The organism is Streptomyces sp. NRRL F-2664 (genome assembly GCF_000719345.1).
In the GTDB taxonomy this organism is placed as follows: domain Bacteria; phylum Actinomycetota; class Actinomycetes; order Streptomycetales; family Streptomycetaceae; genus Streptomyces.
Genome location: NZ_JOFX01000054.1, coordinates 1 through 26,073 on the forward strand (window position 1 = coordinate 1; position 26,073 = coordinate 26,073).

General features: G+C 69.4%; 21 protein-coding genes and 5 pseudogenes. 22 read left to right on the forward strand and 4 right to left on the reverse strand.

All coding sequences use genetic code 11. The features are described from left to right. Nucleotides 1-306, reverse strand: a pseudogene (locus tag IF89_RS47980) (hypothetical protein); the annotation flags it as partial. Between the two features lie 681 nt (nt 307-987). On the opposite strand from IF89_RS47980, the pseudogene IF89_RS38475 reads away from it, so the two are divergent. The 6 genes and pseudogenes from IF89_RS38475 (at nt 988) to IF89_RS47985 (ending at nt 5,476) form a co-directional block, all read left to right on the forward strand. Beyond that, nucleotides 988-2,200, forward strand: a pseudogene (locus tag IF89_RS38475) (IS110 family transposase). A gap of 104 nt (nt 2,201-2,304) precedes the next feature. Continuing rightward, nucleotides 2,305-2,568, forward strand: coding sequence for a hypothetical protein (locus IF89_RS0131305; RefSeq protein ID WP_030775193.1), 264 nt, complete (start codon nt 2,305-2,307; stop codon nt 2,566-2,568). Nucleotides 2,569-3,254: 686 nt separating this feature from the next. After that, entirely contained in the window at nt 3,255-4,454 is a 1,200-nt protein-coding gene (gene fxlM, locus IF89_RS0131310; protein WP_030775196.1) for a methyltransferase, FxLD system, read from the forward strand. 157 nt (nt 4,455-4,611) lie between these two features. Then, nucleotides 4,612-4,758 (forward strand): annotated as a pseudogene (locus IF89_RS49665) (lantibiotic dehydratase); the annotation flags it as partial. Between the two features lie 139 nt (nt 4,759-4,897). Next, nucleotides 4,898-5,068: pseudogene (locus IF89_RS49670) on the forward strand (lantibiotic dehydratase); the annotation flags it as partial. A gap of 192 nt (nt 5,069-5,260) precedes the next feature. Further along, on the forward strand, nt 5,261-5,476 hold the full coding sequence (locus IF89_RS47985; RefSeq protein WP_234327935.1) for a hypothetical protein: 216 nt from the start codon (nt 5,261-5,263) through the stop codon (nt 5,474-5,476). 54 nt (nt 5,477-5,530) lie between these two features. On the opposite strand, the gene IF89_RS0131330 is transcribed toward IF89_RS47985, so the two are convergent. Further along, nucleotides 5,531-6,868 (reverse strand): hypothetical protein, encoded by a 1,338-nt coding sequence (locus IF89_RS0131330; RefSeq protein WP_030775199.1) that lies wholly within the window; start codon nt 6,866-6,868, stop codon nt 5,531-5,533. Between the two features lie 383 nt (nt 6,869-7,251). Here IF89_RS0131330 and IF89_RS0131335 point away from each other — a divergent pair, with 383 nt between their 5' ends. From IF89_RS0131335 to IF89_RS38480, 16 genes are all read left to right on the forward strand, one after another. Continuing rightward, complete coding sequence (locus tag IF89_RS0131335; protein ID WP_030775200.1) at nt 7,252-7,458, forward strand: hypothetical protein; 207 nt, start codon at nt 7,252-7,254, stop codon at nt 7,456-7,458. Between the two features lie 101 nt (nt 7,459-7,559). Continuing rightward, nucleotides 7,560-7,778 carry a hypothetical protein gene (locus IF89_RS0131340; RefSeq protein WP_030775202.1) on the forward strand — a complete coding sequence of 73 codons (219 nt, stop codon included), beginning with the start codon at nt 7,560-7,562 and terminating at the stop codon, nt 7,776-7,778. Next, entirely contained in the window at nt 7,775-8,746 is a 972-nt protein-coding gene (tgmB, locus tag IF89_RS0131345; RefSeq protein WP_030775204.1) for an ATP-grasp ribosomal peptide maturase, read from the forward strand. Before IF89_RS0131340 ends, tgmB begins: the two co-directional genes overlap by 4 nt. 2 nt (nt 8,747-8,748) lie before the next feature. Next, nucleotides 8,749-9,840 (forward strand): methyltransferase domain-containing protein, encoded by a 1,092-nt coding sequence (locus IF89_RS0131350; RefSeq protein WP_030775206.1) that lies wholly within the window; start codon nt 8,749-8,751, stop codon nt 9,838-9,840. 1,112 nt (nt 9,841-10,952) lie between these two features. Continuing rightward, the gene (locus IF89_RS41070; RefSeq protein WP_051807882.1) at nt 10,953-11,492 is read left to right on the forward strand and encodes a hypothetical protein; all 540 of its coding nucleotides are present in this window, start codon (nt 10,953-10,955) and stop codon (nt 11,490-11,492) included. Nucleotides 11,493-11,728: 236 nt separating this feature from the next. After that, nucleotides 11,729-12,415 (forward strand): ATP/GTP-binding protein, encoded by a 687-nt coding sequence (locus IF89_RS46195; protein ID WP_158717947.1) that lies wholly within the window; start codon nt 11,729-11,731, stop codon nt 12,413-12,415. 179 nt (nt 12,416-12,594) lie between these two features. Then, nucleotides 12,595-13,179 carry an SAF domain-containing protein gene (locus tag IF89_RS0131365; protein ID WP_324605379.1) on the forward strand — a complete coding sequence of 195 codons (585 nt, stop codon included), beginning with the start codon at nt 12,595-12,597 and terminating at the stop codon, nt 13,177-13,179. After that, on the forward strand, nt 13,179-13,997 hold the full coding sequence (locus tag IF89_RS0131370; RefSeq protein ID WP_030775214.1) for a hypothetical protein: 819 nt from the start codon (nt 13,179-13,181) through the stop codon (nt 13,995-13,997). The genes IF89_RS0131365 and IF89_RS0131370 overlap by 1 nt, the downstream gene beginning before the upstream one ends. Next, the gene (locus IF89_RS0131375; RefSeq protein WP_030775216.1) at nt 13,987-15,525 is read left to right on the forward strand and encodes a CpaF family protein; all 1,539 of its coding nucleotides are present in this window, start codon (nt 13,987-13,989) and stop codon (nt 15,523-15,525) included. The genes IF89_RS0131370 and IF89_RS0131375 overlap by 11 nt, the downstream gene beginning before the upstream one ends. Before the next feature lie 11 nt (nt 15,526-15,536). Beyond that, nucleotides 15,537-16,457, forward strand: coding sequence for a type II secretion system F family protein (locus IF89_RS0131380; protein WP_030775218.1), 921 nt, complete (start codon nt 15,537-15,539; stop codon nt 16,455-16,457). Next, the gene (locus IF89_RS0131385) at nt 16,454-17,335 is read left to right on the forward strand and encodes a type II secretion system F family protein (RefSeq protein ID WP_030775221.1); all 882 of its coding nucleotides are present in this window, start codon (nt 16,454-16,456) and stop codon (nt 17,333-17,335) included. Before IF89_RS0131380 ends, IF89_RS0131385 begins: the two co-directional genes overlap by 4 nt. Nucleotides 17,336-17,355: 20 nt before the next feature. After that, nucleotides 17,356-17,571 carry a hypothetical protein gene (locus IF89_RS0131390; protein WP_107047398.1) on the forward strand — a complete coding sequence of 72 codons (216 nt, stop codon included), beginning with the start codon at nt 17,356-17,358 and terminating at the stop codon, nt 17,569-17,571. Between the two features lie 44 nt (nt 17,572-17,615). After that, nucleotides 17,616-18,056, forward strand: coding sequence for a TadE family protein (locus IF89_RS0131395; protein ID WP_324605380.1), 441 nt, complete (start codon nt 17,616-17,618; stop codon nt 18,054-18,056). Then, nucleotides 18,053-18,514: a TadE/TadG family type IV pilus assembly protein gene (locus tag IF89_RS0131400; RefSeq protein ID WP_234327936.1), complete on the forward strand. Its 462-nt coding sequence runs from the start codon at nt 18,053-18,055 to the stop codon at nt 18,512-18,514. Before IF89_RS0131395 ends, IF89_RS0131400 begins: the two co-directional genes overlap by 4 nt. 4 nt (nt 18,515-18,518) lie before the next feature. Then, nucleotides 18,519-18,968: a pilus assembly protein TadG-related protein gene (locus IF89_RS0131405; protein ID WP_030775230.1), complete on the forward strand. Its 450-nt coding sequence runs from the start codon at nt 18,519-18,521 to the stop codon at nt 18,966-18,968. A gap of 25 nt (nt 18,969-18,993) precedes the next feature. Further along, nucleotides 18,994-22,233 carry a LysM peptidoglycan-binding domain-containing protein gene (locus IF89_RS38480; RefSeq protein WP_043194645.1) on the forward strand — a complete coding sequence of 1,080 codons (3,240 nt, stop codon included), beginning with the start codon at nt 18,994-18,996 and terminating at the stop codon, nt 22,231-22,233. A gap of 595 nt (nt 22,234-22,828) precedes the next feature. Here the strand turns inward: IF89_RS38480 and IF89_RS38485 are convergent. Both IF89_RS38485 and IF89_RS0131420 read right to left on the reverse strand, forming a co-directional pair. Next, nucleotides 22,829-23,348: pseudogene (locus tag IF89_RS38485) on the reverse strand (IS256 family transposase); the annotation flags it as partial. A gap of 54 nt (nt 23,349-23,402) precedes the next feature. Then, nucleotides 23,403-26,060 carry an RHS repeat-associated core domain-containing protein gene (locus IF89_RS0131420; protein WP_030775233.1) on the reverse strand — a complete coding sequence of 886 codons (2,658 nt, stop codon included), beginning with the start codon at nt 26,058-26,060 and terminating at the stop codon, nt 23,403-23,405. Between the last annotated feature and the right edge of the window lie 13 nt (nt 26,061-26,073).

Below are 26,073 nucleotides of genomic sequence, written 5' to 3' on the forward strand. Positions count from 1 at the left end.
GGCACAGTCCCCACCGGAGACGGCTTGGCTATGTTCTCGCTGGTCACAGGTGCACTCTTCCATGATCGGAGTTACACCGTTCTCTTTACAGTCCCCGGCAGACCATCCCGGCCTCGACGAGTATGCGGTCAGCCGCTCGTCGAATCGGGTGCGCGAGTTGAACGCGTTGTTTAGCCCGAAGTCGTGGTGTCGGACTTCGACGTGAATGTCGAGGATGGCCTGCCGGACGAGCGGCAGCTGCTCCGCCGTCACCTGCTGGAGCTCGACCGCCAGTTGGGTTCCCCTCGCCTCGGTGTAGCGATTCATCCAGTTCGAAGTACTCGACGCGTTCGGCGCCGCAGCACGTAGTTCTCCTCCAGGGCGAGCGTGGCGGAGTAGTACCCCCGATTGCGGAGCAGATCCGGGCGTAGGCGGGTCAGGGTGGTGCAGGAACGCCTCTGCCTCCGCGTGCCCGCCGGTTTCCTCCATGACGAGCGCCGTCAGTCCCTTGAGCTCGGCTTCGCCGTAGAAGCCGAGCCACGACGGCCGCTTCTCACCGGGGTCGGCCCTTGCGGAGCGCCGTGCGGGCGTGATCGACCGAACTCTGCACGCCGGTGTACTCGCGTGCCTGTGCCTCAGCGCCCGCGAGTCGTGCCGTCGCAAGGGATCGGTAAAGCGGGTCGCGTCTGCAGGCGGCGGAAGCGCGGCCGGCCTGCGCGGCCGTCAGTGCTTCGCTCTCTCCCCCCCCGTTATGTTTTTCGCGGTCCTGCAATGGGACCGCTGGCCTGCGGGCCCGGTATGACTGTGTCCCCTCTGTCGAACGGATGACCTGGGGGGTGGTGCCGCCGGGCCCGGCAGGTGCCGTCGGAGACGCTGATGAGAGACCCGGCCACCGCCCGGCCCGGCGCAATGCCGGGCAGTTCGCGGGCGGCAGGTCTGCATAACGTGGATGCGCGAGCACGGTGCCACCGCCGAGGCCGGCACGGTCAACACCTCTGGAATGGTGCAATGTTAGACACCGAAAGCATAGGCGTCTTCCTCGGGATGGACGTCGGCAAGACCGCTCACCACGGCCACGGGCTGACCCCGGCCGGCAAGAAGGTCTTCGACAAGCCCATGCCCAACAGCGAACCGAAGCTGCGGGCCGTCTTCGACAAGCTCAAGGCCAAGTTCGGCACGGTCCTGGTGATCGTGGACCAGCCCGCGTCCATCGGGTCCCTGCCCCTGACGGTCGCCCGCGACGCGGGCTGTGAGGTCGCCTACCTGCCCGGACTCGCGATGCGGCGGATCGCCGACCTCTACCCCGGCGAGGCAAAAACCAACGCGAAGGACGCCGCGGTGATCGCGGACGCCGCCCGGACGATGCCCCACACCCTGCGCTCACTGGCGCTGGCCGACGAAATCACCGCCGAGCTCACCGTGCTGACCGGCTTCGACCAGGACCTCGCGGCCGAAGCGACCCGCACCAGCAACCGGATACGCGGCCTGCTCACCCAGTTCCACCCGTCGCTGGAACGTGTGCTCGGCCCCCGGCTGGACCACCCGGCCATCCCCTGGCTCCTCGAGCGCTACGGATCCCCGGCCGCCCTGCGCAAGGCCGGCCGACGCAGGCTCGTCGAGCTGATCCGGCCCAAGGCCCCGCGGATGGCTCAGCGGCTGATCGATGACATCTTCGACGCCCTCGATGAGCAGACCGTCATCGTTCCCGGCACGGGCACCCTCGACATCGTGATCCCGTCCCTGGCCGTCTCGCTCGCCGCGGTCCACGACCAGCGCCGGGCACTGGAAGCCCGGATCAGCACCCTGCTGGAGGCCCACCCTCTTCACCGGGTCCTGACCTCGATGCCCGGAGTCGGAGTCAGGACCGCCGCAGTCCTGCTGGTCACCGTCGGCGACGGCACCGGCTTCCCCAGCGCCGCCCACCTCGCCTCCTACGCCGGCCTCGCCCCCACCACGAAATCGTCGGGGACCTCGATCCATGGCGAACGCACCGCGGGGCGGAAACCGGCAGCTCAAACGCGCTATGTTCCTCTCCGCCTTCGCCTGCATGAACGCCGACCCGGCCTCCCGCACCTACTACGACCGGCAACGAGCACGAGGTAAAACGCACACCCAGGCACTCCTGCGACTCGCCCGCCAACGCATCAGCGTCCTGTTCGCCATGCTCCGAGACAACACCTTCTACGAGTCCCGAACGCCCACCATCACCCTCGCCGCATGACCACCCCAAACAACCCCATACCCGGCTCTATGTCCTTGACGAAGGACATAGAGACCCCCCCCGCACCGCCCGTGCACCGCGGCGGCTGAATGCGGGAGGAGTCGGTGAGCAGGCTCGCACCGCCGGACCCGGAGTTCCTGCCGGGGATCAAGGTCGACACCACCTACACCTTGGGCGCATCGGTGCCTGTCGTCACGCTGTTCCGTCCTCATGCGCACACCCGCAATGAAGTGGCCGGCACGGCGATGCTGGCCATCGCGAGTGGTCTCGGTCTCCGCTACGGCCGGAGCTTCCCGCGGACGGGGCAGTGCGTTTACAACATCTGGGATTACTGGGCGCGGGATACGGACACCCGCGCGACGTCCTGACCTTCTTCCCGCAGGACCTATCTGGCCGCACGTGGTACGCGGCGGCGGGAGCTGCTTCTTGGCCCATCAGCCTGGAGCACGAACCCCGTCCGCAGAACGAGGTCCGCATCCTGACGGGCCGGGGCGCCCTGAGGTACCAGGCGCCCCGCGAGTGGATAAGCACGGTGAAGGCGGCGGCTGCGGGGAGGCGCGATTTCTGAGACCGGCCCAAAGGTGACTGGAGCGAGGGACGGCCTGGTGAGTAGCCACTCCTGGGGGTCCGGGAGCACGCCGACTCCTGCTACCGCATGGGGTCCGTGGCACTGTCCCAGGGGCACCGGCAGCTGGCCGAGAACTGGCTGTGGAAGGCCGTGGAAGCCCCGTGGGATGCGAGAGCAATATCCGAGGTGTTCAAAAAGCTAAACCCGACCGATCACCCTGAAGGCTGGTCCGCTTCGCCGTCACCGTCCACTGCCATGTCCCTGCATACTCGGCGATGAGGCCCTGTACCCGTACTTGCGCTACCTCGTCCAAGCCGCCGCCGACTTCGGGCACGGTGATGCTCAGTTGCTGCGCCCACTACTGCGAGACGCCTCCGCAGTCCTGGCGCCGTTTGACACCTGGGAGGACCCGGACTACGGACCGAGCTCGAGGCCGACCCCGATTGTCCTCCCCCTGCTTGACCACGACAAGGAAGAGGAAACCGGATGACCCATCTCGACACCGTCGGCCCCGAGGCCCTACGAGCCGACATGGTGCAGGCCCTGCACGACCAGGACGCGATCACCTCCCAGTCGCTCACAGCCGCCTTCACCGCCGTCCCCCGCCACCTGTTCGCACCGGACATGCCTCTCGAACAGGCCTACGACCTGCACAGCATTATGCCTGTGAAGAAGGACGGCTACGGGCTCGACATCAGCGTCATCTCGGCTCCGCACCTGCAGGCGGTGATGCTGGAGCAGGCCGATATCGAGCCGGGCATGAGGGTGCTGGAGATCGGCTCCGGCGGCTACAACGCCGCCCTCATCCAGGAACTCGTCGGAGCCGATGGCGAGGTCACCAGTCTCGACATCGACCGTGACGTCATCGACCGCGCGCGCACGCACCTGGACGCCGCCGGGTATGGCCGGGTCAAGACGGTCGTGGCCGACGCCGAGAGCGCTGTCGTGCTCGGGCACTTCGACCGCATCATGGTCACGGTCTCCGCGTGGGACATCCCGCCGTCGTGGATCAGCGGACTCACCGCGAAGGGCCGACTCGTCGTCCCGCTCACCGTATGCGGCACCACCCGCTCGGTCGCCTTCGATCGCGACGGCGATTGCCTCGTCAGCCGCTCCTACCGGCTGGCCTCCTTCGTGCCCATGCAGGGTGAGGGAGCCGTCCCGGACCGCAAGGCCTTGCTGCTGGACGGCGTGGCCTTGCAGACCGATAACAAGAACGTCCCGCTTAATGCACAAGCCCTGGCCCGAGCTCTGGAGGGCGACCGGCTGGAGGTGTGGTCGTGGGCCGCCTACGACCTGCCCGACGAGCTCGACTGGTTTCTCACCTTGAACCTGCCGGCTCCCGCCCGCCTGCACGCCGCCCAGGACGTCATCGACAGCGGGCTCATGGAGCCGTCCGCCCGCCTCGGCGTGGCCGCCCTGGTCGACGATGACAGCATCGCCTACCGCACCCGGCGCCCGAACAAGGACACCGGGACGGTCGGCTTCGAGAGCGGCGTCATCGCCCACGGCCCGCAGGCCGAAGCGCTCGCCGCCCAGTACGTCGAGCTCCTGCAGCAGTGGGCGACGGACCACCAGCGGCGGGGGGCGGCAACCATCCGGTACGTGCCGGGCGCCGCGCCGTCCCCGCTGCCCCCGGGCACGGCACGCAAGCGCCACGGCTACGTGTCGGTGACCTGGGCCTGACACTCCGGGGCCGACCGGCCCCGGGACATCGCACCATCCATCCACCACTCCAAGGAGGGGACCCGATGACGATTCAGATCGGCACGGCCACGACCCCGGCGACAACCGCCGAGCAGGACGACGCCGACTTCGACCTCGACATCACCATCGTCGACCCCTGCCCGCCCCAGACGCACACCGCACGTGCTTGCCCGTGCTGCGCTACCTTCTGCGCGCCCGCGGGCGCGCCACCCCCTTCGGGCTGGTCGCCGGCGTCGCCGCCGCCCGCTACGGCCCCAATCCGGAACTACGGATCGGCACGAGCACCAGGCCGTCGCGGAGCCGGACGCCGCCGTCAACGCCCTCGTCGTCCGCCTTGAAGCACACCCCAGGCTGCGCACGGATTTGCTGCTGCTCACCTCCAGCCTCGGCCGCCCACCACACCCGGCGTCGAATCCGATCACATGCAGATCCGCCTGACAGGGCCTGTCCACGGCGCCGTGGAGGACGCGCGGACACCTATCCGGTGGAGCGAGCTCGCGGCGAACTTCGCCGCGGTCTGCCCCCGAGCGGAGCCCACCGCGGTAGACAACCTCCTCGCAGGCCTGGTCCAGCAACGCTTCCTCCTCCCCGGCCTACGGGCGCCGGGATCACCACCACCGACCCGGTGGCCGCGCTCCTCCCCCACGCCGCCAAGCACCTCCCCGACCAGGCCGCAGCCTCCTCGCGGACGCCGGCTGACAGGACTTGGCGCCCAGACGTGCGGCCAGGTCGTCATGCCACCACGCAAATCCAGAGGCAAGCACCTCGAGCACCTGCAATGGCTCATGGCCCGTCACGAAGCGGCCTGGTACGCCCACCGATCAGTAAGAATTCCGGTCGAACACGGCATCGCCCACATCAAGAACCGGCGAGTCCTCGAACGACACCACGGCCAACGCGAAACCCTGCCCGACACCATCCGAGCCGTCGCCGGACTCCGCCCTGACCGGCAAACAGCTCAGCCGTTCACCACCCGCGCACTGCCCGCCGGACGAGCGTGATCAACAGCCGATCCACTGCTGAACACGTCCTCAGAACAACCATGGAAGAGGTCGTTAGGCAGCCTTCAGCATGGGGAGTGCCCTGTCATACAGCTCGCGCCCATGGGCGTTCTTCCGGTGCGGTGCGATCGCGGAGAGCATGATGCGGATCCGATCGTCGCACCGGCCCGACTGGACGTTCGGGTAGTCGTCGAGGACCCGGTGCCAGTCCACGCATGCCTCTTCCAGGCGCCCCACAGCCAGCTTTCGCTCCGCCAGCATCGCGTTGTAGCGGACGCGGGTGCGGCGGTGGCCGGGTTCCCGCAGACGGTCCGCCATTTGCAGGGACTCGATGGAACCAGCGATGTCGCCCAGCTCGTACTGGACCTGCCCCACGTGGTAGTTCAGCGACGACGGGTCGTAGGAGCCGAACGCCTTCGCCCGGGACTCCGCCTTGTCCATCGCGACCTCGGCCTCCTTGATTTTGGCCAAGGCACCGGCCCGGTCCCCGGTCTGCGCTGCAGCGTGGGCGTGCTGCCCCATCAGGAACGCCACCGTCCTCGGCCCGGCCTGCGGGGAGGCGGATGCCGCCGCATCCGCCAGGCGCACCGCCAGCGGCCCGTGCCCGAGGTCAACAGCCTGGACGCTCATCCCTCGCAAGGTCGTGCAGTAGGTCAGGTGGTCACCCGCCGCGCCCGCCAGCTCCAGAGCCTTCGTGTAGTACTGCTGAGCAAGGCCGTCTGCGCGCTCATCCATGGCCATGTACCCAGTTAGGTAGAGGTGATCGGATGCAGCGGACAGCATCGCCTTACGGACGCCATCCGAAGCGTCGGCCTTGAGGTAGGGCGCGATGATGTTGACAAGGAACGCTGCGGCTAGGGGGCGGGCCATCCGGCCGCCGAACGCGTCGTCGAGGCCGCTTATGTGCTCGGTCATCGCGATGACGGCGTTCACCTCGGGCGTCCCGATCCGGGTGTGCGGGTCGGAGCGTAGCCGCTCGAACCGGTCAAGGACGTCCGGCCAGTCCGGGATCACTAAGGCCGCCGAGAAGAGTCCGGCACCCAGTACAGCCCTGCGTGATGGGTCCATATCAGCGCTCCCGAGATCGACCAATCCAGCCACCGTATCCGCAGGCGCCGGGGAAAGGTCGGGGGATTTCGTGAACCCCGCATCAAATGCGGTGACCGGCCGTGCGAGCTTGCGTGACAGGGCCTCCAGGATCAGCGGACGCACCGATTTGCGGGGCATCGTGCCCGATAACCAGTGCGGCACCGCCGACTCATCGTAGTAGGCCACCACGCCGATCTCGGCGCCCACGCGGCCGATGGCGCGGGTGAACTGTCCCCGCGACCAACCCGTTTCCGCGAAGAGTCTGGCAAGCCCGGTATTCGGTGTGCGTGTGCGTGCAGCCATGTGGTCCCCCCGAGCTTTCACGACGTTCACGGTCCAGCGCTACTCCAACCGTACTCACGGTAAGCGCGCACTGGTTGACTATGTATCAGACGCCCGGGGCGCTGGGCTCCAGGTGGTTTCCCAGCAACGCGGTGCAAGCCCTCCCCTGCACCCCGCACCCCGCTGCGTAGCTCCCGACCGAGGACGCCATGACCCAACAGCCTCTCCCCCGCCGCCACCCGCTTACCCACCAGATGCAGGACCAACCGGAGTGTGCGCCCTGGGGTGACGCCTCCGACAGTCTGGACTCCAGCTCCACTCTCCTGGCCCTAGCCAAGAGCGATTGGGAAACATGCCTACGACGCGTCGGCACTGACGAACCCGGCGACGAAAGCGAGGGACCAGTGAGCAAGCTCCCCTCTTGGCTGCACGAAGGGGCCCGCGTCCTGGACCCAGAGCGGGGATGCGAAGCGATCGTGCAGTTCATCGGCGAGTGGGAGGATCCGAAGACGCGCCGGATCAATCCGCAGGCCGTCTTCCTACGCCCCGAGGGTGGCGGAATCGAGTGGATCGCCGAACCCGGCGCCCTCCGACGCGCAGACGCCTGCTGACGCCTGCTGACGCCCCCCAGACTCCCCGCCCACGTCTTCACAGGCGCTAGGTACGGGCGAGGTACACACCACCTACACATACTCATCTACAGGAGGACACCATGCCAGCAGCCCCGCTCGTACCGTTCGGCGCCCGTGCCGAACGCGTCCCGTACACGATCGAGGTGGACGGGTCTTCGTTCACCTATGACCGTCAGAGGCAGGTCAACATCACCAAGGACGGCGTCCTGCTGGCTCACACCAGCCTCGCCGCATCCTGCACAAACACCAACTGGGACTCGAAGAACGACGACACGTCCGACCCGTACATGATGCGATGACCCAGCGACTGGACGGCGGCGCGGTGCTAGTCGTCGCGAAGGAGATGGATCCGGCGGCCGACCTGGTCGTGGACGAGCTGTCCACCCTCCAGATGCCGGTGATGCGCTTCGACATGGGCGACTTCCCGCAGGGAATCTCGCTCACCGCCGAGCACACCGTCGGTCCGTGGTCCGGGCCCCTGACCAATGACCTTCGCACCGTGCGGCTAGAGGGGGTGAGGGCCGTCTACTACCGGCGGCCCCGCCTCCCCTTAATCACCGACGCCATAGCCGAACCCCACTACACGTGGGCCGTTGATCAAGCCCTGGCCGGTCTCCTGGGCACCCTGTACGCCCTGCCCGTACTGTGGGTCAACCGCCCCGAGGTCGATGGGATCGCATCCCACAAGCCGGTCCAGCTCCCGGTAGCCGCCCGCAGTGGACTGCGCACCCCGCGCTCTCTGGTCACTAACGTGCCGCAGGACGCCCGCGACTTCGCCGCAAGCATCAACGGACCGCTGATCTGCAAGCCCCTCATGGGCGGGCCTCTCAACTACGAGGACGGGCGCCGCAACGGCGTTCCCACCCACCTGATCAACCCTAACGACCTGGACCACTCCGTGGGCCTGACCGCGCACCTGTTCCAAGAGTGGATCCCGAAGGCACACGAAGTCCGCCTGACCGTGATCGGCCGGAAGATGTTCGCCGCCGAAATCCACGCGGGCAGCGACGCCTCCCGGATCGACTGGCGCTCCGACTACGACTCCTTGACCTACAAGCCATGCGAGGTTCCCGACGCAGTCAGGGCCGGGGTCCTACGCTGGCTGGACCACTTCGGCCTCAACTTCGGAGCCTTTGACTTCGCCGTCACCCCGGATGGGGAATGGGTGTTCTTCGAATGCAACCCGTCTGGAGAGTGGTCCTGGATACAGAACAAGACCGGCTTACCCATCGCCCGCGCCCTCGCCGAACTTCTCGCCGGAGGTTAACCATGACCGTGGACAGCGCCGAGGCCCGCGCTCTGCGGATCCAACTGGCCGATATCCTTCAGGAAAAAGGAGACCTTACCGATCCGGAATGGCGCCGCGCCTTCGAGACTGTGCCCCGACACGCGTTCGTCCCCGCCTTCTGGGACAGTCCGGAGGAGCTCGTCAGCCTCGACAACTGTGGACACCTGGCCCGCATCTACAGCGACGACGTGCTGATCACGCAGATCACGGATGGCGTGGCCACCTCCTCTTCGACCGCACCCAGTCTCATGCTCGTGATGCTGGAGGCCTTGGACGTACGCCCGCATCACCGAGTCCTAGAGGTGGCCACCGCCACCGGATACAACGCCGCGTTGCTGTGTGAGCGCGTCGGCTCTCACCACGTGACCACGATCGAGGTGGACCCGGAGCTTTCCCACACAGCGGAACGCCGCCTATTCGAGGCGGGCTACACGCCCACCGTGATCGCCGCCGACGGACGGGCGGGGTACTGGGAGAAAGCCCCGTACGACCGGCTGATCGCCACCTGCGGCTTCTCCGCGGTCCCGTACACATGGGTGAAACAGATGCGGCCCGGAGGCGTCATCGTGTGCCCGGTGGGCTCCGGCACTGTCCGCTTGGTCGTGAGCGAGGCTGGCGAAGCCGCAGGCAATTTCCTGTCCACAGCGTCGTACTTCATGACCGCCCGCGACTCGGGCACCGCCGGCTCCGCGCCGTACCCCGGCGATCCCGAGAACCCCGACCACCGCCCGACCGCACTCGGACCCGCAGCCCCATTTACGAAGGACGGATTCCCCTTCCTGCTATCTCTGACGATTCCGGGCGTGGCTCTCTCCTCCGAGCCTGACGACACAGGCCAGGTCACCGGCTGCCGCCTGTGGGCCGCCGACGGCTCATGGGCCCGCATCAGCGACGGAACGGCATACCAGGCAGGCCCTCGCAGACTGTGGGATCTCGCTGAAGGAGCCCACGACACCTACCAGAAAAACGGCCAACCGAACCGCGAACGCTTCGGCCTCACAGTCTCTGTCGGCGGCAATACCGTCTGGCTGGACGACCCCGGCAACATCATCAGGAGCCTCCCCCCAGCCTGACCCCGTGGACCACCGCCCCCTACTCCGAAGTCCAGGAGGAGGGGGCGGCATGCTGCCCGTGGCCGATGGGGTGCTGCCCTCACGGAGGCACGACGACCAACCCCTTGCCCAGTGGGCTGCACGCCGGCCGGGCCGCCTGCGCAAGCCCGGCGAGAAGAAGCCCTCGCCCTCTCCGACCCGCAGCTTGGCGCCCACTGAGGCGGTTCGCCTGGCAGGCCCGCTAACGACGGTAGAGGACTACGCGGCAGCCTGCCGACCCTCAGCACGTTCCCCGAAGCCGCTGCCGCCGACCACTCTGAAACGAGCGGCACCAAGCCCGGACGCAACCTTCTGGCCCCAGGCGCTGGGCGCCATCGCACGCCCCGGCAGCAAATCGACGGCGCCGAAAAACTCTGCGCCTACCGACGTACCGCTCCCCGATAGCAAACGGCGATACGATCCGCCGTTTACCGTTTGTTTTCCCGAAGAGGTGGTCGGGTAGTGGGGGGCGAGCAGTTCAGCGCCATGGTTCTACTTGACAAGGCCTCGAGGCCTTCGGTGATCTGGCCAAGGTGGCCGGGGTTGTAGGGCTGGTTTGGGCGGCCCGGCGTCCTTTTGGTGCAGAAGGCTGCGGGGCGCCGTCCAATGCGATCGGCCCGCTGGCCGTCCGACGATTAGTAGCCTCAGCCCCCTCACGCCGCCGGAAACCACCTCGCCACACGCGGCCCTCCGCACCTCTGTGCTCGAGGATCCCCTTTCGGGTCCGACGCCTTTGAACAGAGTAAACATCACATCTGGCCATCACATACGCAGAGAACAGGCCAAGGGGCCGGTTCCCGCGGCGCCACCCCTCCACGATCAGCATCCACTCCCATCAGGCGGGGACTCAACTCCTCCCAACTGACATCCCCCAACCGCATTGGGGTCATAGCAACGCGATTGACACCTCCGTCCCATGAATCCCATAGGCCTGCTGACCGTTTGGCCATAGGGTGCGCTGTACCAACAGATCGCAACCCGCGAACTCGTTGCGGCAGCGATGAGGCTTGCTGTCCATCCGACCTGCAGGGTGTCTTGGGGGTTTCCACGTGATAACAGCACACCGGCACGACACCCGCGCCACACGATTACGCATGCTCCTCACCGCCGCCGCGCTCGCGACAACGGTTGCGGTTGTCACCGTCGGCTGCACGAAGGAGAACCAGGCTGCTCCACCGCCTAGCCCGACCGCGTCACTTACCCCCTCGACCGATGTGCAGGCCGCCGAGAAGGACGCACTCCTCGGCGTATACAGAGCCTTCTGGGACGCCCAGCTGAAGGTGTACATGAGTGGCTCGATGAAGGACACCGGCATTGAGAAGGTTGCTGGCGACAAGGCCTACTCCAAAATCCAGACGACCCGCGCCTATTACGTGGACAACGGCTCGATCATGAAGGGTGAGCCCATCCTGTCCCCCACGGTCAGCGCTTTGGACATGACGGAGACGCCCGCCGCTGGAACCATCACCGACTGCGTTGATACCACCGGATACATCCAGGTGATCAAGGAGTCGGGTCGGCCGGTCGAAACGCTCAGTAGCAAACGACGACACCTCAGCACCTACACCGCACTCAAGATCGCCGGAGCGTGGCAGATCCGCGACCTTGAGATCGACCGGGACCGCACATGCTGACCATGCGTCGCATCCTGGTGGTGACAGGAGCTCTGCTCTCTCTCCTTGTAACGCAGCCAGCGGCCATAGCCGACCCCGGACCCGGCACGGAATGCCCCCCGCTCGTCTTTGACTGTGACGTCCGCTCTGGCGGCACCAAGCCGCCGAAGCCAGAGAAGCTCGGAGGAGGGGGCGGCGGAGGTGGGGGTAGTTCCGTCAATTGCATGGCTCGGGACGGTTCAGGCGGGACGTTTGAGGTGCCCTGTTACGACAAGGAGTCGGGCTGGTTCGACGCGTCAAGTTCCTGCTACTGGCAACTGCTGGAGCCGCAGCCACCTGCGGAGGACCCGGTGTGGGTCGGCCGTTCGCCTGGGGATGGGGCGGTCTACAACGGGCAGTGTCCCGGACAGCCGCTTGCTGGCGGCTTCCGGTGGTTCCAGAGCCCTCCTCCCGGTTTCGGGGGCGGCCCGAACCTGGAGGCTCTGGCGCAGGAGGCGGTCACGAAGATGCGGCTGCTGGGTGCGGACATCGGGATCGCTCCGAGGCTGGGTGGTACGGGGACGGTCGGGGTGCCGGTGTGGGTGTGGAACGGGCCGAGTCCGCAGACGACCGGACCGACGTCGGCCAGTGCGACTGCGCTCGGGGTGACAGTGACCGCCACGGCGACCGTGCAGGACGTCGTGTGGAACTTCGGCAACGGCACCAGCGTGTCCTGCCCGTTCCCCGGCACCCCCTACAGCCCGTCGTTCGGACTGACTCCGCCCAGCCGGGCCAGCGGCCAGTGCGGCATCGCCGGATACTCACGTGTCGGTGAGTATCCGGTGACCGCGACGACGACGTGGGCCGTGCACTGGGCCGGGGGCGGCCAGCAGGGCGATCTGACCACGACGCGCAGTTCGCAGGCCGCGGTGCGCATCGGAGAACTCCAGGTCGTCGGCCAGTAGGCCCTATGACCGCACTTCCCTTCCCCTCTCAGGAGGCAGAGCACGTGAGTACGACTACCACGCCCGTGACGCCGGGCCAGGCCGCCGTACCGGCGCCCGGCGGCCCTGGCGGGCAGCCGGCGGCAGCCCCCCGCGTGGTCCGCCAGCGCCGTCGGCGCCCAGGGCTGACCGCCCTGTCCGTGGCCCTGATCGCGGCCGGCGGGCTGTCCGGCGCGCTGCTGTTCACCGCTTCCGGCCAGCGCACCGCCGTCCTGGTCGTGGCACGCGACGTGCCGGTGGGTGCCGCGGTCACCGACGCCGACCTGGCCCCCGCATCGCTGGCGCTGGACCCGGCCGTCAAGGCCGTCCCCGTCACGAAGAAGAAGTCCGTCGTCGGGCAGCGCGCCGCAGTCGCCCTGAAGACCGGTGCGCTGCTGTCCCCGGAGCACGTCACGTCGGTGTCGCTGGTGAAGGCCGGTGAGCAGCTGGTGGGTGTGGCGTTGAAGCCGTCGCAGCTGCCGGCGAGCCGGCTCGCGCCGGGCCAGAAAGTGCTGATCGTCTCCACCCCGGACAGCCCCCAGGCGGTGGGCGGGGCGAAGCCGGCTGAGCCGGCTGGTGCGCCGAAGACGGTGGCGGCGAGCGTGGTTGCGGTGGGGGCGGCCGCGCCGGCGACGGGCGTTGTGGTGGTGGATGTGGCGGTGCCGGCGACCGACGGGCCGGCGTTGGCCGCGCGGGTGGCGACCGGTGCTGTCGCGTTGATCCTGGCGCCTCAGGAGGCCGGCTGATGGCGGTTGTCGCGCTGGCCGGCGGGCTGGGGGCTCCTGGGGTGACTACGGCCGCCATGGCGCTGCTGGTGACGTGGCCGCTCGCGGAGGGGCACCGCGTGATACTGGCCGAGGCCGACCCGGACGGCGGGGCGATCCTTCCCGGTGCGCTCCAGGGCACGCTGGGCAACACGCACGGTCTGCGGAATCTGGCGATCGCGGCTCGTCAGGGCCAGCTGGTCGAGGCGTTCTGGCGTCAGCTGGTCGATGTGACCGACGCAGGCAGCCGGGACCGGCTGGTGCTGCCCGGCCTCTACGACCCCGCGCACGCCTCCGCGATGGAGCCGGTGTGGCAGCCGCTGGCGCGCCTGTTCACCGGGATCGGGGTGCACGGGCACGACGTCCTGGTGGACTTGGGCCGGCGCGGTGCGTTCGGTCCTTCGGCGGTTCTGGCGCAGCGGGCTGACGTCGTCCTGGTGGTCGCGCGCTCCACGCTGCGCAGCCTGCAGAGCGCCCAGGTGCGGCTCGAAGCTCTGCGTGAGAGCGTCGGGGGCAGCGTCGAGGTGGGCATGCTGCTCGTCGACGAGGGGCCTTTCTCCAAGGAGGAGGTCCGCAAGACGCTGGGCGTACCGGTCACGGCTGTCCTGCCGTGGCAGCCCAAAGAGGCGAAGGTGCTCTCCGACGGGGCCGAGCAGCCCCGCCGGTTCGAGTCCGGGGCGCTGATGCGCTCCGCGCGGTCCGCCGCGGTGCGGGTGCGGGAGCTGGTGGAGGTCCGGCGTTCCCGGCTCGCCCCACCGCCCGGGCCGGTCGAGGGGCGGGTGGTCAGCCATGCGCGCTAGCCCTCTGCACGGTGACCCGCAGGTCGCCGCAGGCACGTTGCAGGCCCGCCTCGCCGCTCCCCGCCCGGTCCCGGTCGGGGCGCCTGCGGCCCCGCTGGCGTCGGCGGATCCCCGGGCCGCGCTGGCCCCTGCAGCCCCGGCGTCGGTGGTGCTGACGATGGACTACGCGGCGGTCCGCCTGATCAAGAAGGAGGTCGGGGATCGCCTCACCGATCTGCTGCGGGCCCGGCCGGGGATGAGCGCGGCCGCGCAGGAGCAGCAGGGCCGGCACCTGATCAACGAGCAGGTGGCGGTGTGGTCGGACGCGGAGGCCGTCAAGCGCGGCGCAGCCACCAGCCCCGCCGAGGACGCCGCGATCGCGCAGGCCGTGTTCGACCTGCAGTTCCGGGCTGGCCGGCTCCAGCAGCACCTGGACAACGCGGCCGTGGAGAACATCTTCATCAACGGGTACGCCGATGTGTGGCTGGACTTCGCCGACGGCCGCCGCATCCAGGTCGCACCGGTCGCGGACTCCGACGAGGAGCTGCGCGAACTGTTGCGGGACCTGGCCCGGCGTACGACCGGACAGGCTGAGAGGAGCCTGTCGACGGCGGACCCGTTCCTGGCTTTGCGGCTGTCGGACGGATCCCGTCTGCAGGCCGTCATCGACGTGACTCCTGGCACCTACGTCACGATCCGCCGGCACAGCATGCGCCACGCCGACCTGCCGGAACTGGTGGACCGGGGCATGCTCGACTCCACCCTGGAGGCGTTCTTGCGCGCGTGCGTGCGTGCGGAGAAGAACGTGATGATCGCGGGCGGGCAGGCAGCGGGGAAGACAAGCCTGCTGCGCGCCCTGCTGCGGGAGATCGACCCCGACGAGCGGTTCGCCACCCTGGAGACCGAGTACGAGCTGTTTGCCCACGAGAACGGCCACCACCGGCAGGTCGTGCCGATGGAGGCCCGCGAGTCCAACGGCGAGATGGTAGCCGGGCAGGCGGCCGGTGAGATCACGCTCATGGACCTGATGTACCGGGCCCTGCGCATGACGCTGACCCGGATCGTGGTGGGTGAGGTCCGCGGACCTGAGATCGTCGCGATGCTCCAAGCCATGACCAACGGTGCGGGCGGGAACCTGTGCACGCTGCACGCCATCCACCCGTCGGTGGTTTTCGACCGGATCGCCGAGCTGTACCTCCTCGCGCAGGCCAACATGAGCGAGGTGCTCGCCTACCGGCAGGCCGCCAATGGGCTGCACTTCATCGTGTTCGTCTCCTCCATCGACGAGACGAGGATCGGAGGTCACCGCCACCGGTTCGTCTCCCACGTCCTCGAGGTCACCGGCATCGGTGAAGGAGGCCGGCCGGAGACGAACGCGATCTTCGGGCCGCGACCGGAGTGGGGCGAGCTGCGGGCGATACCGCTCATGCACCCCCGCTGCATCAACGACCTGCGCCGCGCCGGATTCGACGCCGGCCTGCTGAACGTCCCGAGCGGGGCCTGGCCCGCAGCCCTGCCCCTCCTCGTCGACGAGGGAGCCGCCCTGTGACCACGCTGCTGATGTGGGTGGTGACCGGACTCGCCCTCGCGGGCGGACTGGTAGGGCTGGTGACCGGGATCGTGGGCACCACCGCACCCCAGGGCCCGACGATCGCCGCGCGGCTTCGGGCGGGCCGGCAGCTGGCCGGCCGGGACGAGCGAATGGCCCGCCGTACCCGGCTGGCCGGCGGCGCTGTGGCCGCGGTGGTGCTGTGGCTGGTGACCGGGGTGTTCGTAGCCGGGGCGCTGGTGTTCCTGGCCGTGATCGGGGTGCCGTGGCTGCTCGCGCCCACCAAGTCCGCGACGACCCGGATCGGGAAGCTGGAGGCGCTGGGCGACTGGACCCAGCGCCTGGCCAACGTGCTCCGTCTCGGCCGCGGCCTGGACGAGGCGCTGCGGATCTCCCGCAAGGGCTGCCCCGAGGACATCGCCGACGAGGTCGGCGACCTGGTCGACCGGCTTCACGTCGGCTGGCGCCCGGCCGATGCGCTGCGCCTGTTCGGCGACGCACTGAACGACGTGACCGCGGACAAGGTCGTGGCCGCGCTCGTGCTGTCGGCCGCCGACCGCGGTCCCGGCCTGGCGCAGGCGTTGGATGACCTCGCCGAGTCGGTGCACGAGGAGGTCGCCCGAAGGCGGGCGATCGAGGCGGACCGGGCCAAGCCGCGTACGACGATGCGGTGGATGACCATCATCACCCTGGCCGTGATCGGCCTCGGCTTCCTCATCCCCTCCTACACCGCCCCCTACGGGACGGTGCTCGGCCAGCTGGTCCTCGCCGTCCTCTCGGCCGGCTTCGTGGGTGTGCTGGCGCTGATGCGGCAGATCGCCGACGCCAAGCCGGTCCCCCGCTTCCTGGTCGCCGACCCGCGCAGCGCCGTCACCCCGCCCGCCGCGGCCGCCGATCCTGCCGGGCACGAGAGCGCGGAGGTGCTGGCATGATGCCCGTGGCCGCGATCCTGTCCGGGGCGGCGATCGGCGCCGGCGCAGCCCTGCTGATCCGCGAAGTCCTGCGCCCGGCTCCCGCCCTCGGCCCGGCGCTGCGCCGTCTCAACCAGCCCGCCCCACCCCGTAGCGGCGATGCGGGAGCCGACCGGGACGAGCGGTGGGGACAGTGGCTGGTCGAGCACCTCACCGACGTCCCCGGCGTACGGATCCCCCACAAGGATCTCGTACTGGCCGGCACCACCCCGGCAAAGTTCATGCTCACCAAGGTCGCCCTCGCGGTCGGCGGTCTGCTGCTGCCCCCGCTGTCGACGATCCCGCTGCTGCTGCTCGGCCTGCCCCTGTACCTGCCCGCCATCGTCGGCATCCTCGCCGCAGTGCTGCTCTGGTTCACGCCCGACCTGGCGCTGCGGGACAAGGCCAAGCGGGCCCGCGCGGAGTTCGCGCACGCCATGGCTGCCTACCTTGACCTGGTCGCGCTGCGCCGGGCCGGGAACGTCTCGGCCGAGCAGGCCATGGAACAGGCCGCGCAGACCGGCCAGGGCTGGGCGTTCGTCCGCATCCAGCAGGCCCTGGCCCGCTCGCGGGTGGACAAGGTCCCCCACTGGGAGTCCCTGGCCCGCCTCACCGCCGAACTCGACCTGCCCGTCCTGGACGACCTCGCCGCGATCATGCGGCAGTCCGCCGACGACGGCGCCTCCGTCTACGCCACCCTGCGCTCCCGGGCGAAGAACCTGCGCACCGAGCTCCTCACCGCGCAGGCGACCGAAGCCAACGCCGACAGCGAGAAGATGACCGCCCCCGGCGCGCTCCTCGCTGTCCTGGTGATGCTCCTGATCGCCTTCCCCGCCATCATCCGCATGCTCAGCACCTGACCCGAAAGGGGCAACACGCCATGCTGAACAAGATCGCCGCCCGTGCCACGAATGCCGCCCACTGCGCTGTGCGCTGGTACAAGTCCCGCCTGGAGCAGGGCGGCCCGGCCGACCGGGGCGACATCTCCATCACCACGATCATCATCTGGGTCGCCGCGGTGGCCGGCGCGATCGCCATCGCCGGGACCATCGCGGTGGTCATCGGCCGCTACAACACCACCCTCTCCGGCATCTGACCGCGCCAAAGACGGATACCAGGGTGTGCGGGGGAAGGAGGAACGTGCCGCACGACAACGACGACCCGGCCGACCGGCAGCACCGGGCCGGCCGTGCACAAGGCCTGGCGTGTGGTGACCGGGGGGAGTCGTCCATCCAGATGGCGATCGTGTTCCCGTTCGTCATCCTGCTGACGGTGGCCGTGGTGCAGGCCGCGATGTGGGTCCACGCGCGCAACGTCGCGCTGACCGCCGCGCGTGAAGGCGTGGCCGCGGCCCGCACCTATCAGTCCCCGGAGGGCGCGGGTGCCGACCGCGCCCGCGAGACGCTCGGCCGGATCGCCGGAGACAGCCTGCGCGCACCTGCCGTCAGCACGGACGGCAGCACGGCCACCGATGTGCGGGTGACCGTCACCGGCAGCGCCCCCTCGATGGTGCCGGGCCTGTCGGGGCTGTCGGTGTCGCAGTCGGCGTCGGCTCCCCGCGAACGGTGGACCACGCCATGACCGCCATGGGTTCCGGTGGCGGCTGGCGCGGGCGGCTGCAGGGGGACCGGGGCAGTGAGGCCATCGCCACCGCGATCGTCGCCCCGCTGCTGCTGATGCTGCTGTGTACGGCGATCGCCGGCGGCCGGATCGTCACCTCGGGCTCGAAGGTCGACGCCGCCGCTGAGGACGCCGCACGCGCCGCCTCCATCTCCCGTACCCACGCCGGCGCCGAGAGCGAGGCCGCCGAGGCCGCCGCCCGCTCACTCAACGACCAGGGCATCCGGTGCGCTTCGGCGTCGACGAGCATCGACGCCTCCGGGCTCGCCGTCCCCCTCGGCCAGGTCGGCACCGTCACGGTGACCGTCTCCTGCACCGTGCCGCTGTCGGACCTCCTGCTGCCCGGGATGCCCGGGTCCAAGGCCATGACCAGCACGTTCACGTCCGTCGTGGACGCCTACCGCTCCCGGGAGGGGTGACGCCATGCCCGATCCCGCACCCCGCCGGGGCCGCCGGCGGCTGCACGGCGACAAGGGCGGCGTCGCCGTCTACACCGCAATCTGCACCATCGCCCTGCTGGGCATCATCGGCCTCGCCATCGACGGCGGCGGCAAGCTGCGCGCCGCCGAACGCGCCGACGCGGTCGCCATGGAAGCAGCCCGGGCCGCCGGACAGGCCATCGCCCCGGGCGCCGCAGTGACCGGCGAGCAGATCCGCGTCGACCCGGCAGCCGCGCAGGCCGCCGCGCACGCCTACCTCTCCCGGGCCGGCGCCCGCGGCAGCGTCGGCCTTTCCGCCGACGGCACCCAGCTGACCGTCGCTGTGAACGGCTCTTATGCCACCAGGTTCCTGTCCGTCGCCGGCATCGGCTCGATGAGCGTCTCCGGGCACGGCAGCGCCCGCCTCCTGCACGGCGTGACCCAGCCCGAATAGGGCGCCGATCGAGAAGGACCCGAACATGTCGAAGCCCATCCCGAAGCCGTCGCGGCCCGCGCGCGGCGGCGCCCAGACGGCGGCCGCCGTGGCCCGCGGCCTGCTCAGCCTTCTCCTCCTTGCCGGGCTCCTGGCCGGCCTGCCGATCCTGCTGTGGCGGGCCACCTCGGTCGTCGGCCCGCCCGGAGTTGCCGCGCTCGGCTCCCTGTTCTCCGGCGACTCCGGCCAGGTGTTCCTCCTGGCCCTCGCCATCGCCGGATGGATCGGCTGGGCACTGTTCGCGTGTGCGGTGCTGCTGGAGATCCCCGCCCAGCTCCGCGGCCGCGCCGCCCCGCAGATCCGCGGCCTGGTCGGCCAGCGCGCCGCTGCCACCCTCGTCGGCGCGGTCCTGCTGGCCCTGCCCGCCACCACCGCCTTCGCCGCTCCCGCCACCGCAGCCGACACCCCGACTGCGCCGGTGAGCGTCAGCGCCCCTGCCGTCCCCAGCGCCAGCGGAGCCGTGCCGGTTGCCGCGGCGGGCGACGACGGCACCAGCGCGCAAGGCAGCTACACGGTGCGGGACGTGAAGCCGGCAGAGAGCCTGTGGTCGATCGCGGAACAGACCCTGGGCGACGGACAGCGGTGGGAGCAGATCGCCCAGCTGAACGAGGGACGCACCATGGCCGACGGATCCCTGTTCCGTGCCGACCGCCCTATCCGGCCCGGCTGGGTCCTCGCCCTTCCCGTCCCGGCCGAAGCGCCCGGGATCCAGGCACAGGGGACGTCCGCCGGCCTGGCCGGCGGCGGGGGTGCCGAGTACACGGTGCGGGAAGGGGAGAATCTGTCCCGGATCGCCGTGGCCCAGCTGGGTGACGCCGACCGGTACATGGAGATCTTCGACCTCAACCGTGGAGAAGCCCTCCCGGACGGCGCGGGGACGTTCACCGACCCCGATCTCATCTACCCGGGCCAGCAACTCACCCTCCCCGCGCCCGGGAAGGATGCTCAAGAGACCGGAGGAGAGGCGGGCGCGAAGGCACCGGCTGGGCCGGCACCCGCAGCGCGCACGGCCACGGCGCAGTCCGGCTCCCCCACGCCGGCCCCCACAGCCTCAGCGCCGAGCAGCGGCACCTCTGCGGCCCCGACTGCGCCGGGCACGCGGTGGCCAGCGCCAGCGGCGAGCACGACGCAGGCACCGCCTGCCAGCGACTCCGCAAAGCAGGGCGCCGGCATCGACTGGACGCTGATCGCAGGGGTCGGCACGCTGCTGGCCTCGTCCCTCGCCGGCGCGCTGGGCGTACGTCGGGTTCTGCAGCAGCGGCAGCGCCGGGCCGGGCAGACCATCGCCCAGGACGCCGAACCCACCTCCACCGAGCAGGCCCTGGCCGCTGCGGCGGAGCCCGCCGGCGTCGAGCTCCTCGACACCGTCCTGCGCACCCTCGCCCGGCAAAGCGCCGAAAACGACCGGGGGCTGCCTGCTCTGCGCGGGGCCCGCCTCAGCACGGACGAGGCCGTCACCCTGCTGCTCGACGAGCCTGCCGAGCCTCTCCCCCCGTTCACGGCGGGCCCGGACGCCCGTACCTGGGTCCTGGACCCCCGGAAGGCCATGGCTAAACCCGGAGAACTGCACGGCGTGCAGGCGCCCTATCCGGGGCTGGTCACCCTCGGCGCCGACGAGCAGGGGCTGCTTCTGGCCGATCTCACGACCTGCCAGGTTCTGCTGCTGGACGGCACCGACGACGAGGTCCTCGAAGTCGCCCGGGCCCTCGCGCTGGAACTGGGCACCTGTGCATGGACGGACTACAGCGAGATCCTCACCGCCGGACTGGGTACCCGACTCGCCGGCCTGCTGCCCCAGGGCCGAATCCGCACCATGCCGCACCTGCCCGCCGTCGCCGCCGACCTGGGAGAGCTCCTCCTGGAGGCCCACCAGAGCGGCGAGCAGGTCCTGCCCTGGCTGCTCATCGGCGCCGGCAGCCACGCCGACAACGACGTCATCCAGCTCGCCGACGCACTGTCCACCGCCCGTCACCTGCAGACGGCCGTCGTACTGCCCGCCACCGACAGCACCCGCCGCGCATTCCCCCACGCCGAGATCCTCGACACGACGCGCGGCGAGCGGCCACTCCTGGCCCTGCTGGACACGTCTGTCACCCTGCAGCGGGTCACCGACGACCAGTACCGCGGGTATGTGCACGCCCTGCAGGTCTCCACCCGGGAACCGGTGCCCGCGACCGGACCCTGGGAATTCAGCGAGGACCACGGCTCGGCTGCCGCCGCAGGCAAGCCGCTCACGGTGCGCGTGACGAGCGCCGCAGCTACCCCGGACCCCGGCAACCCCTTTCCCGCCCTCCTCGCCGGAACCGCCCCCGCACCGACCGCCGTTGCCAATCCGCCGCAACCCGCCGAAACAAGCGCCGCCCAGAACGACGAGGAAGAGCCAGAAGACGGCGCTGAGCCCTCTCCGGCGCTCCCCTCACAGGCTGGCGAACCGGACGCCGAACCGGCGCATCAGGAGAGCGCGGCGCATCAGGAGGGCGGGGTGCGCATCGAGATGCTGGGGCCGCTGCGGATCACCGGCGGCACCGGCGCCACGGGCGCCCACACCCTGCGGACCACCGCCGTCGCTGCCTTGATCCACCTTCGGCCCGGCCGCACCACCGAGTACCTGTGCCGGGCCATGGACCCCGTGAACCCGTGGAGCACCCGCACCCTGCACTCGCGGCTCTCCGAGCTGCGCAACGAAATCGGCCTGGCCGACGACGAGGCCCCGCTGCTGCCGCGCCCGAAGAACGGCGCGGGGTACGTCTTCCACCCCGCCGTGACGTCGGACTGGCAGCAGTTTCAGCAGTTGGCCGCCGCCGCCCTGGCCAGCGGCCCGGCACGGGGAATCGCCGATCTGGAAGGCGCCATGGCGCTGGTGCGCGGGAAGCCCTTCGACGGCCGCACTCTGCCGTGGGCCGACCCCGTGATCCAGGAAATGCTGTCCCGGATCACCGACATCGCGCACACCCTGGCCCGCTGGCACGCCGACGGCGACACACCCGACCTCGATGCCGCCCGCCGCACCGTGCTGCACGCCCTCGACATCGAGGAGACGTCCGAAGTCCTATACCGCGACCTCCTGCACATCGAATGGGCGGCAGGCAGCCCGGCAGCCGTACGCCGCACCGTCGCCCGCCTCCAGCAGATGGCCCGCACCTACGACATCACCCTCGACGGCCTCACCGAAGACACCGTCGCAAAGGTCCTGTCCGACCGGCCCTCCCCCCTCACCGCCGGCTAACACCGCGTACCGGGAACAGGCGGGGGCTGCCCCACGCCAAGCCCCCACCTGTCGACGGTGCCTGAAAACGTCGGCGCCGCTCGGCGGTGCGATTGGGCTGGACCTCCCGGACGTCGTATCCGGCCGCGGAGAGGGCCAGGGGTTTGGCCCAACGCGGCGGATCCTTGGACTCCGATGCGGTCGATAGCCAGCTCGGTGTCAGTGAGGAACTCCAGCAGTTCGTCGATGCCCGCCGGGGTCACCGGGAAGGAAGCCACGTCGGCCAAGTGCCCGTGGCTGTTCGACAACAGCCAAGGTGGCGCTGTGTCTGTGCGGGTCTATCCCGTCGACTCCATGCCTTGCTTCCAACGCCACTGCTTCTCCCGGGGACCGGCTGCGGCGGGAGCGCGGGCCTCGTGGGTGTCGGCAGATCTGGGTTGAGTCGGACAGGCTCTCTTCAAGCCAGGCACTCGAGGCCCGCGCTCACGGGCCTGCCCGACACTTCGAATCCAGGGCACCCCGTTCAGGGGCCAATCGCGTTCAAGTCAGGGCGGACTCGCTTTGAACACCGGCCTGGGTAGCTACTCCCCAATCCATGGCAGAAGTACAGCACCCAGACCGCGTTCGCCGTGCAGACGTTCCACCGTGTCTCGGCGTCGAACTGCAGGAACGGGACGAATTCCGCCCAGGCGTTCTCCCAGAGCCGGACGATCGCCGGATACTTCTGTCCCCGCTCCTCGCAGAACTCAGGGAACCGGCTCGTCGCGGCGTCCTCGGCCGGCGCTGTGTAGACGGGCTTCAAGGCTTTGGCGGTCTTGTCCCAGTCCTGGCGGGCCGCACCAGCGGAACGAGGCCCGAAGGAGATGGACCACGCAGGTCTGGACAACGGCCTGGGGCCAGACCTCGCCGACTGCGTCGGGCAGGCCCTTCAACCGTCGCAGACCAGCATCAGGACGTCCTCGAGGCCGCGGTTCTCCAGCTCGGCCAGGACCCGGAGCCAGTGCTTGGCACTTCGCCTCCTCGCCGTCGGCCTACAGTCCGAGGATGTCGCGGTGGCCCTCGGCCGTGACCGCCAGGGCCATATAGACCGGGCGGTTTGCGGCCTGGCCCTCGCGGACCTTCACGTTGATGCAGTCGGAATCGCCGCGCCGTCCTCCTTGGCGGGAACTGCCTTCACAGTGGATCGGGGCTCAGTTGACAAAGCGGCCGTTCCTTATTTTGAATCCCCATACGGGGCCGGAGGCTTGTTTTCCCACGACGGCTGCGCCTTCATATCCGTTCACCCAGCCGGTTAACGAGTAGAGTTCAGGCGTAGGCCGGTGCACCTTATCTCCGGGGTATCGGGCGGATATAAGGACGCCGGGGAGGCGCTTTGAAAGACTGAGGAGGCCGGCCTGGCAGCTGCTGCATACACCCTTGGCGGAGGTGACATCGATCACCCCGTAAGCCCGTTCAGCCCAGTCGGAGCCTGCCAGCTTTTTCCCGGATTCAGAGAGCTTCAGCCAGACTTCGTTGATGAGGTTATTCTCCCCGTCGTAGCGTCCGAAGTACCGGACTACGCCGTCTTGTTTTATTCCGATGCCCACGAACTCCTGGCGGGCGGGGGAGCTTTCCCGCCCACCGAGAGACTTGAGCGTGAAATTCAGATTTGATTCATTAGTTTCCCCGAGGAACCAGACATCTATGTATCCATGTGCCTCGACTGCCTGTGATCCGCGAGCGCGCTGCGGGATGACGGCACCCCGGTACGGCAGAGCCTGGGCGGGCTGCGGGACGGAGCCATCAGTGCTCCATCCGTACTTGTTCATGGTGATGCTGGACGGAGAAAGATGAGCCCACCTGCTTTTCTGGTAGTCAATTAATTCCACCCTGGCCTGCTCTCCCCGGCTTTCCTGCACCTCGCGTGCCGCCCGGTCCGACTCCTGGATAGCCCTCTTCTCCTTGGCGGCCATTCTGTTCGCGTGTGCGCGGCTTTTTCCGTTCCCGGTCGGGTCGGTGTATTCTACGGGATTTGCCCCGAATGCCTGGTATTTGTTGAGAGGTACGGGGTGGGGGTCGCGGGTGGTGAAGCGCCCGGTGGCGGGATCGTAGAGGCGGGCCGGGGCATAGTGGGTGGCCGTTTCGGTATTCGTGTATTCGCCGCCGAAGCGGAAGGGGTTAGCAGCGGGGTCTGCGGCCTGGGTGGCGGGTGTGCGGGGTTCGCCGCCTGGCTGTGTTTCCTGGCCGTAGTCGGTGTACGACCGACAGGTACGGATATCTGCGGCCGGCCCGGTTTCGAGAACGGTGTTACCGCGGCGGTCAGCGTGCAGGTAGAGGGCGGTCTGGGGGGTGCCCGCGAGAGTGCGTGCTTCGCGGCCTGCCGGTCCGGTGAGGTAGGTGGCAGTGCGGCTAGGTCCGCCGTCGCTGCTGGTGTGGGTGTCGTTGGCGATCTCCCCGCCGAGGGTGTAATGGAACAGGACCGCCTTGCGGGTGCCGTCGCCGGCGGTGGTGCCCGAGGATCTGCGGCTCCCGTCGGCCCAGTAGGTGTATTCGGTGCGGGTGCCGTCTGCGGTGACGGCGGTGGCGGGCTTGTTGTCGGGGGTGTATGTCCAGGCGGTGCCGTCGGCGCCTTTGAGGAGGTTTCCGGCAGCGTCCCAGCTCTGGGCGGTGGTGGTGCCGTCAGTGGTGAGGGCGGTGAGGCGGCCTGCCGGATCGGTCACGTGCGCGGTGGCGGTCTTCTTCCCGTCCGCACCGGTGACGGTGACGGTAGTGACATCGCCTGCAGCGTTGGCGGTGTAGGCCGTCGTCCGCAGCAAAGGCCCTTTAGCGTCGGTGCCGTTGTGGAGGGCGGTGGAGGTGAGGCGGCCGTAGGCGTCATAGGAGTGGACGGTGTGGGTGGTCACTGCCGTGCCGGAGGTGCCTTCACCGGCTGCCTTTGCCTGGCTGCCGGTGAAGGCAGCCGGGGGGCGGGTGTCGGTGCGGGTGGCGAGGTCGCCGCGGCTGTTGTAGGTGTAGGCGGTTTCCGACAGTACGGTGCCGTTTTTGCCGGTGAGGGTCTCCTTCTCCGGCTGGCCGCTGTCGTAGTAGTCCACAGCCAGTACGGTGCCGTTGCCGTAGGCGGCTTCCGCCAGCCGTCCGAGGCTGTCGTAGGTGTAAGCCGCAGAAGCGGTCTGCCCGTCCGCGGTCTCCTGGACGGCACTCTTGAGGCTGCCGTCGGGGTTGTAGGCGTATTCGGTGTCGGCGCCCGCTGCGTCGATGGCGGTGGCGAGCTGGCCTGCTGCGTTGTAGGTGCGGGAGACGGTCTTGCCGTCGGGGTAGGCGGCCGACACCAGACGGCCCTCACCGTCATATCCGTAGGAGATCAGCGTTTTCTCTCTGGCTGCTTCTCCTTCCCCTTCCCACAGGCCGGCCAGGCGGTTCAGCCGGTCGTACTCCATATGCCGGGCCGTGACAGCACCTTCTGCATCCGTGACCGCGGCGGAGGTGAGGAGCCCGGTGTCCTGGCTGTAAGCGTAGGCAGTCCGGGATACGGCCTTGCCGTCACGGGTCTCCACCACAGCCTGGGCCACCTGCCCCTCACGGGTGTAGGAGAACGTAGTGGTGTTGCCGAGCTGGTCGGTCTGGGACGCCAGGCGCCCGGCCGCATCGTAGGTGCTGCGCACACCGGTGCGGGTGTCGCCCTGGCCGGGATCGCCCTGGGTGAGGGTCTTAGCCGTCTGGCGCCCGGCGAGGTCGCGGGTGAGGGCTGCGGTGAACTCCTGCCCCGGATACACATCCGGTGCAGCCGGGTTCAGGACCGTGCTGTGCGGGATGCCGCCCGTGCCGTAGGAGGGTGCGGCGGTGACTTCGCCGCTGGTGGAGGACACCACACGGCCCAGGGCA

Bases quoted from the DNA above. Each gene is read 5' to 3' on its own strand.
- IF89_RS47985 (WP_234327935.1), top strand. From the start codon at position 5,261: ATGGCCCGTCACGAAGCGGCCTGGTACGCCCACCGATCAGTAAGAATT.
- fxlM (WP_030775196.1), top strand. From the start codon at position 3,255: ATGACCCATCTCGACACCGTCGGCCCCGAGGCCCTACGAGCCGACATG.
- IF89_RS41070 (WP_051807882.1), top strand. From the start codon at position 10,953: ATGCTCCTCACCGCCGCCGCGCTCGCGACAACGGTTGCGGTTGTCACC.
- IF89_RS0131400 (WP_234327936.1), top strand. From the start codon at position 18,053: ATGACCGCCATGGGTTCCGGTGGCGGCTGGCGCGGGCGGCTGCAGGGG.
- IF89_RS38480 (WP_043194645.1), top strand. From the start codon at position 18,994: ATGTCGAAGCCCATCCCGAAGCCGTCGCGGCCCGCGCGCGGCGGCGCC.
- IF89_RS0131330 (WP_030775199.1), bottom strand. From the start codon at position 6,868: ATGGCTGCACGCACACGCACACCGAATACCGGGCTTGCCAGACTCTTC.
- IF89_RS0131390 (WP_107047398.1), top strand. From the start codon at position 17,356: ATGCTGAACAAGATCGCCGCCCGTGCCACGAATGCCGCCCACTGCGCT.
- IF89_RS0131340 (WP_030775202.1), top strand. From the start codon at position 7,560: ATGCCAGCAGCCCCGCTCGTACCGTTCGGCGCCCGTGCCGAACGCGTC.
- IF89_RS0131380 (WP_030775218.1), top strand. From the start codon at position 15,537: ATGTGGGTGGTGACCGGACTCGCCCTCGCGGGCGGACTGGTAGGGCTG.
- tgmB (WP_030775204.1), top strand. From the start codon at position 7,775: ATGACCCAGCGACTGGACGGCGGCGCGGTGCTAGTCGTCGCGAAGGAG.
- IF89_RS0131350 (WP_030775206.1), top strand. From the start codon at position 8,749: ATGACCGTGGACAGCGCCGAGGCCCGCGCTCTGCGGATCCAACTGGCC.
- IF89_RS0131405 (WP_030775230.1), top strand. From the start codon at position 18,519: ATGCCCGATCCCGCACCCCGCCGGGGCCGCCGGCGGCTGCACGGCGAC.
- IF89_RS0131385 (WP_030775221.1), top strand. From the start codon at position 16,454: ATGATGCCCGTGGCCGCGATCCTGTCCGGGGCGGCGATCGGCGCCGGC.
- IF89_RS0131375 (WP_030775216.1), top strand. From the start codon at position 13,987: ATGCGCGCTAGCCCTCTGCACGGTGACCCGCAGGTCGCCGCAGGCACG.
- IF89_RS0131370 (WP_030775214.1), top strand. From the start codon at position 13,179: ATGGCGGTTGTCGCGCTGGCCGGCGGGCTGGGGGCTCCTGGGGTGACT.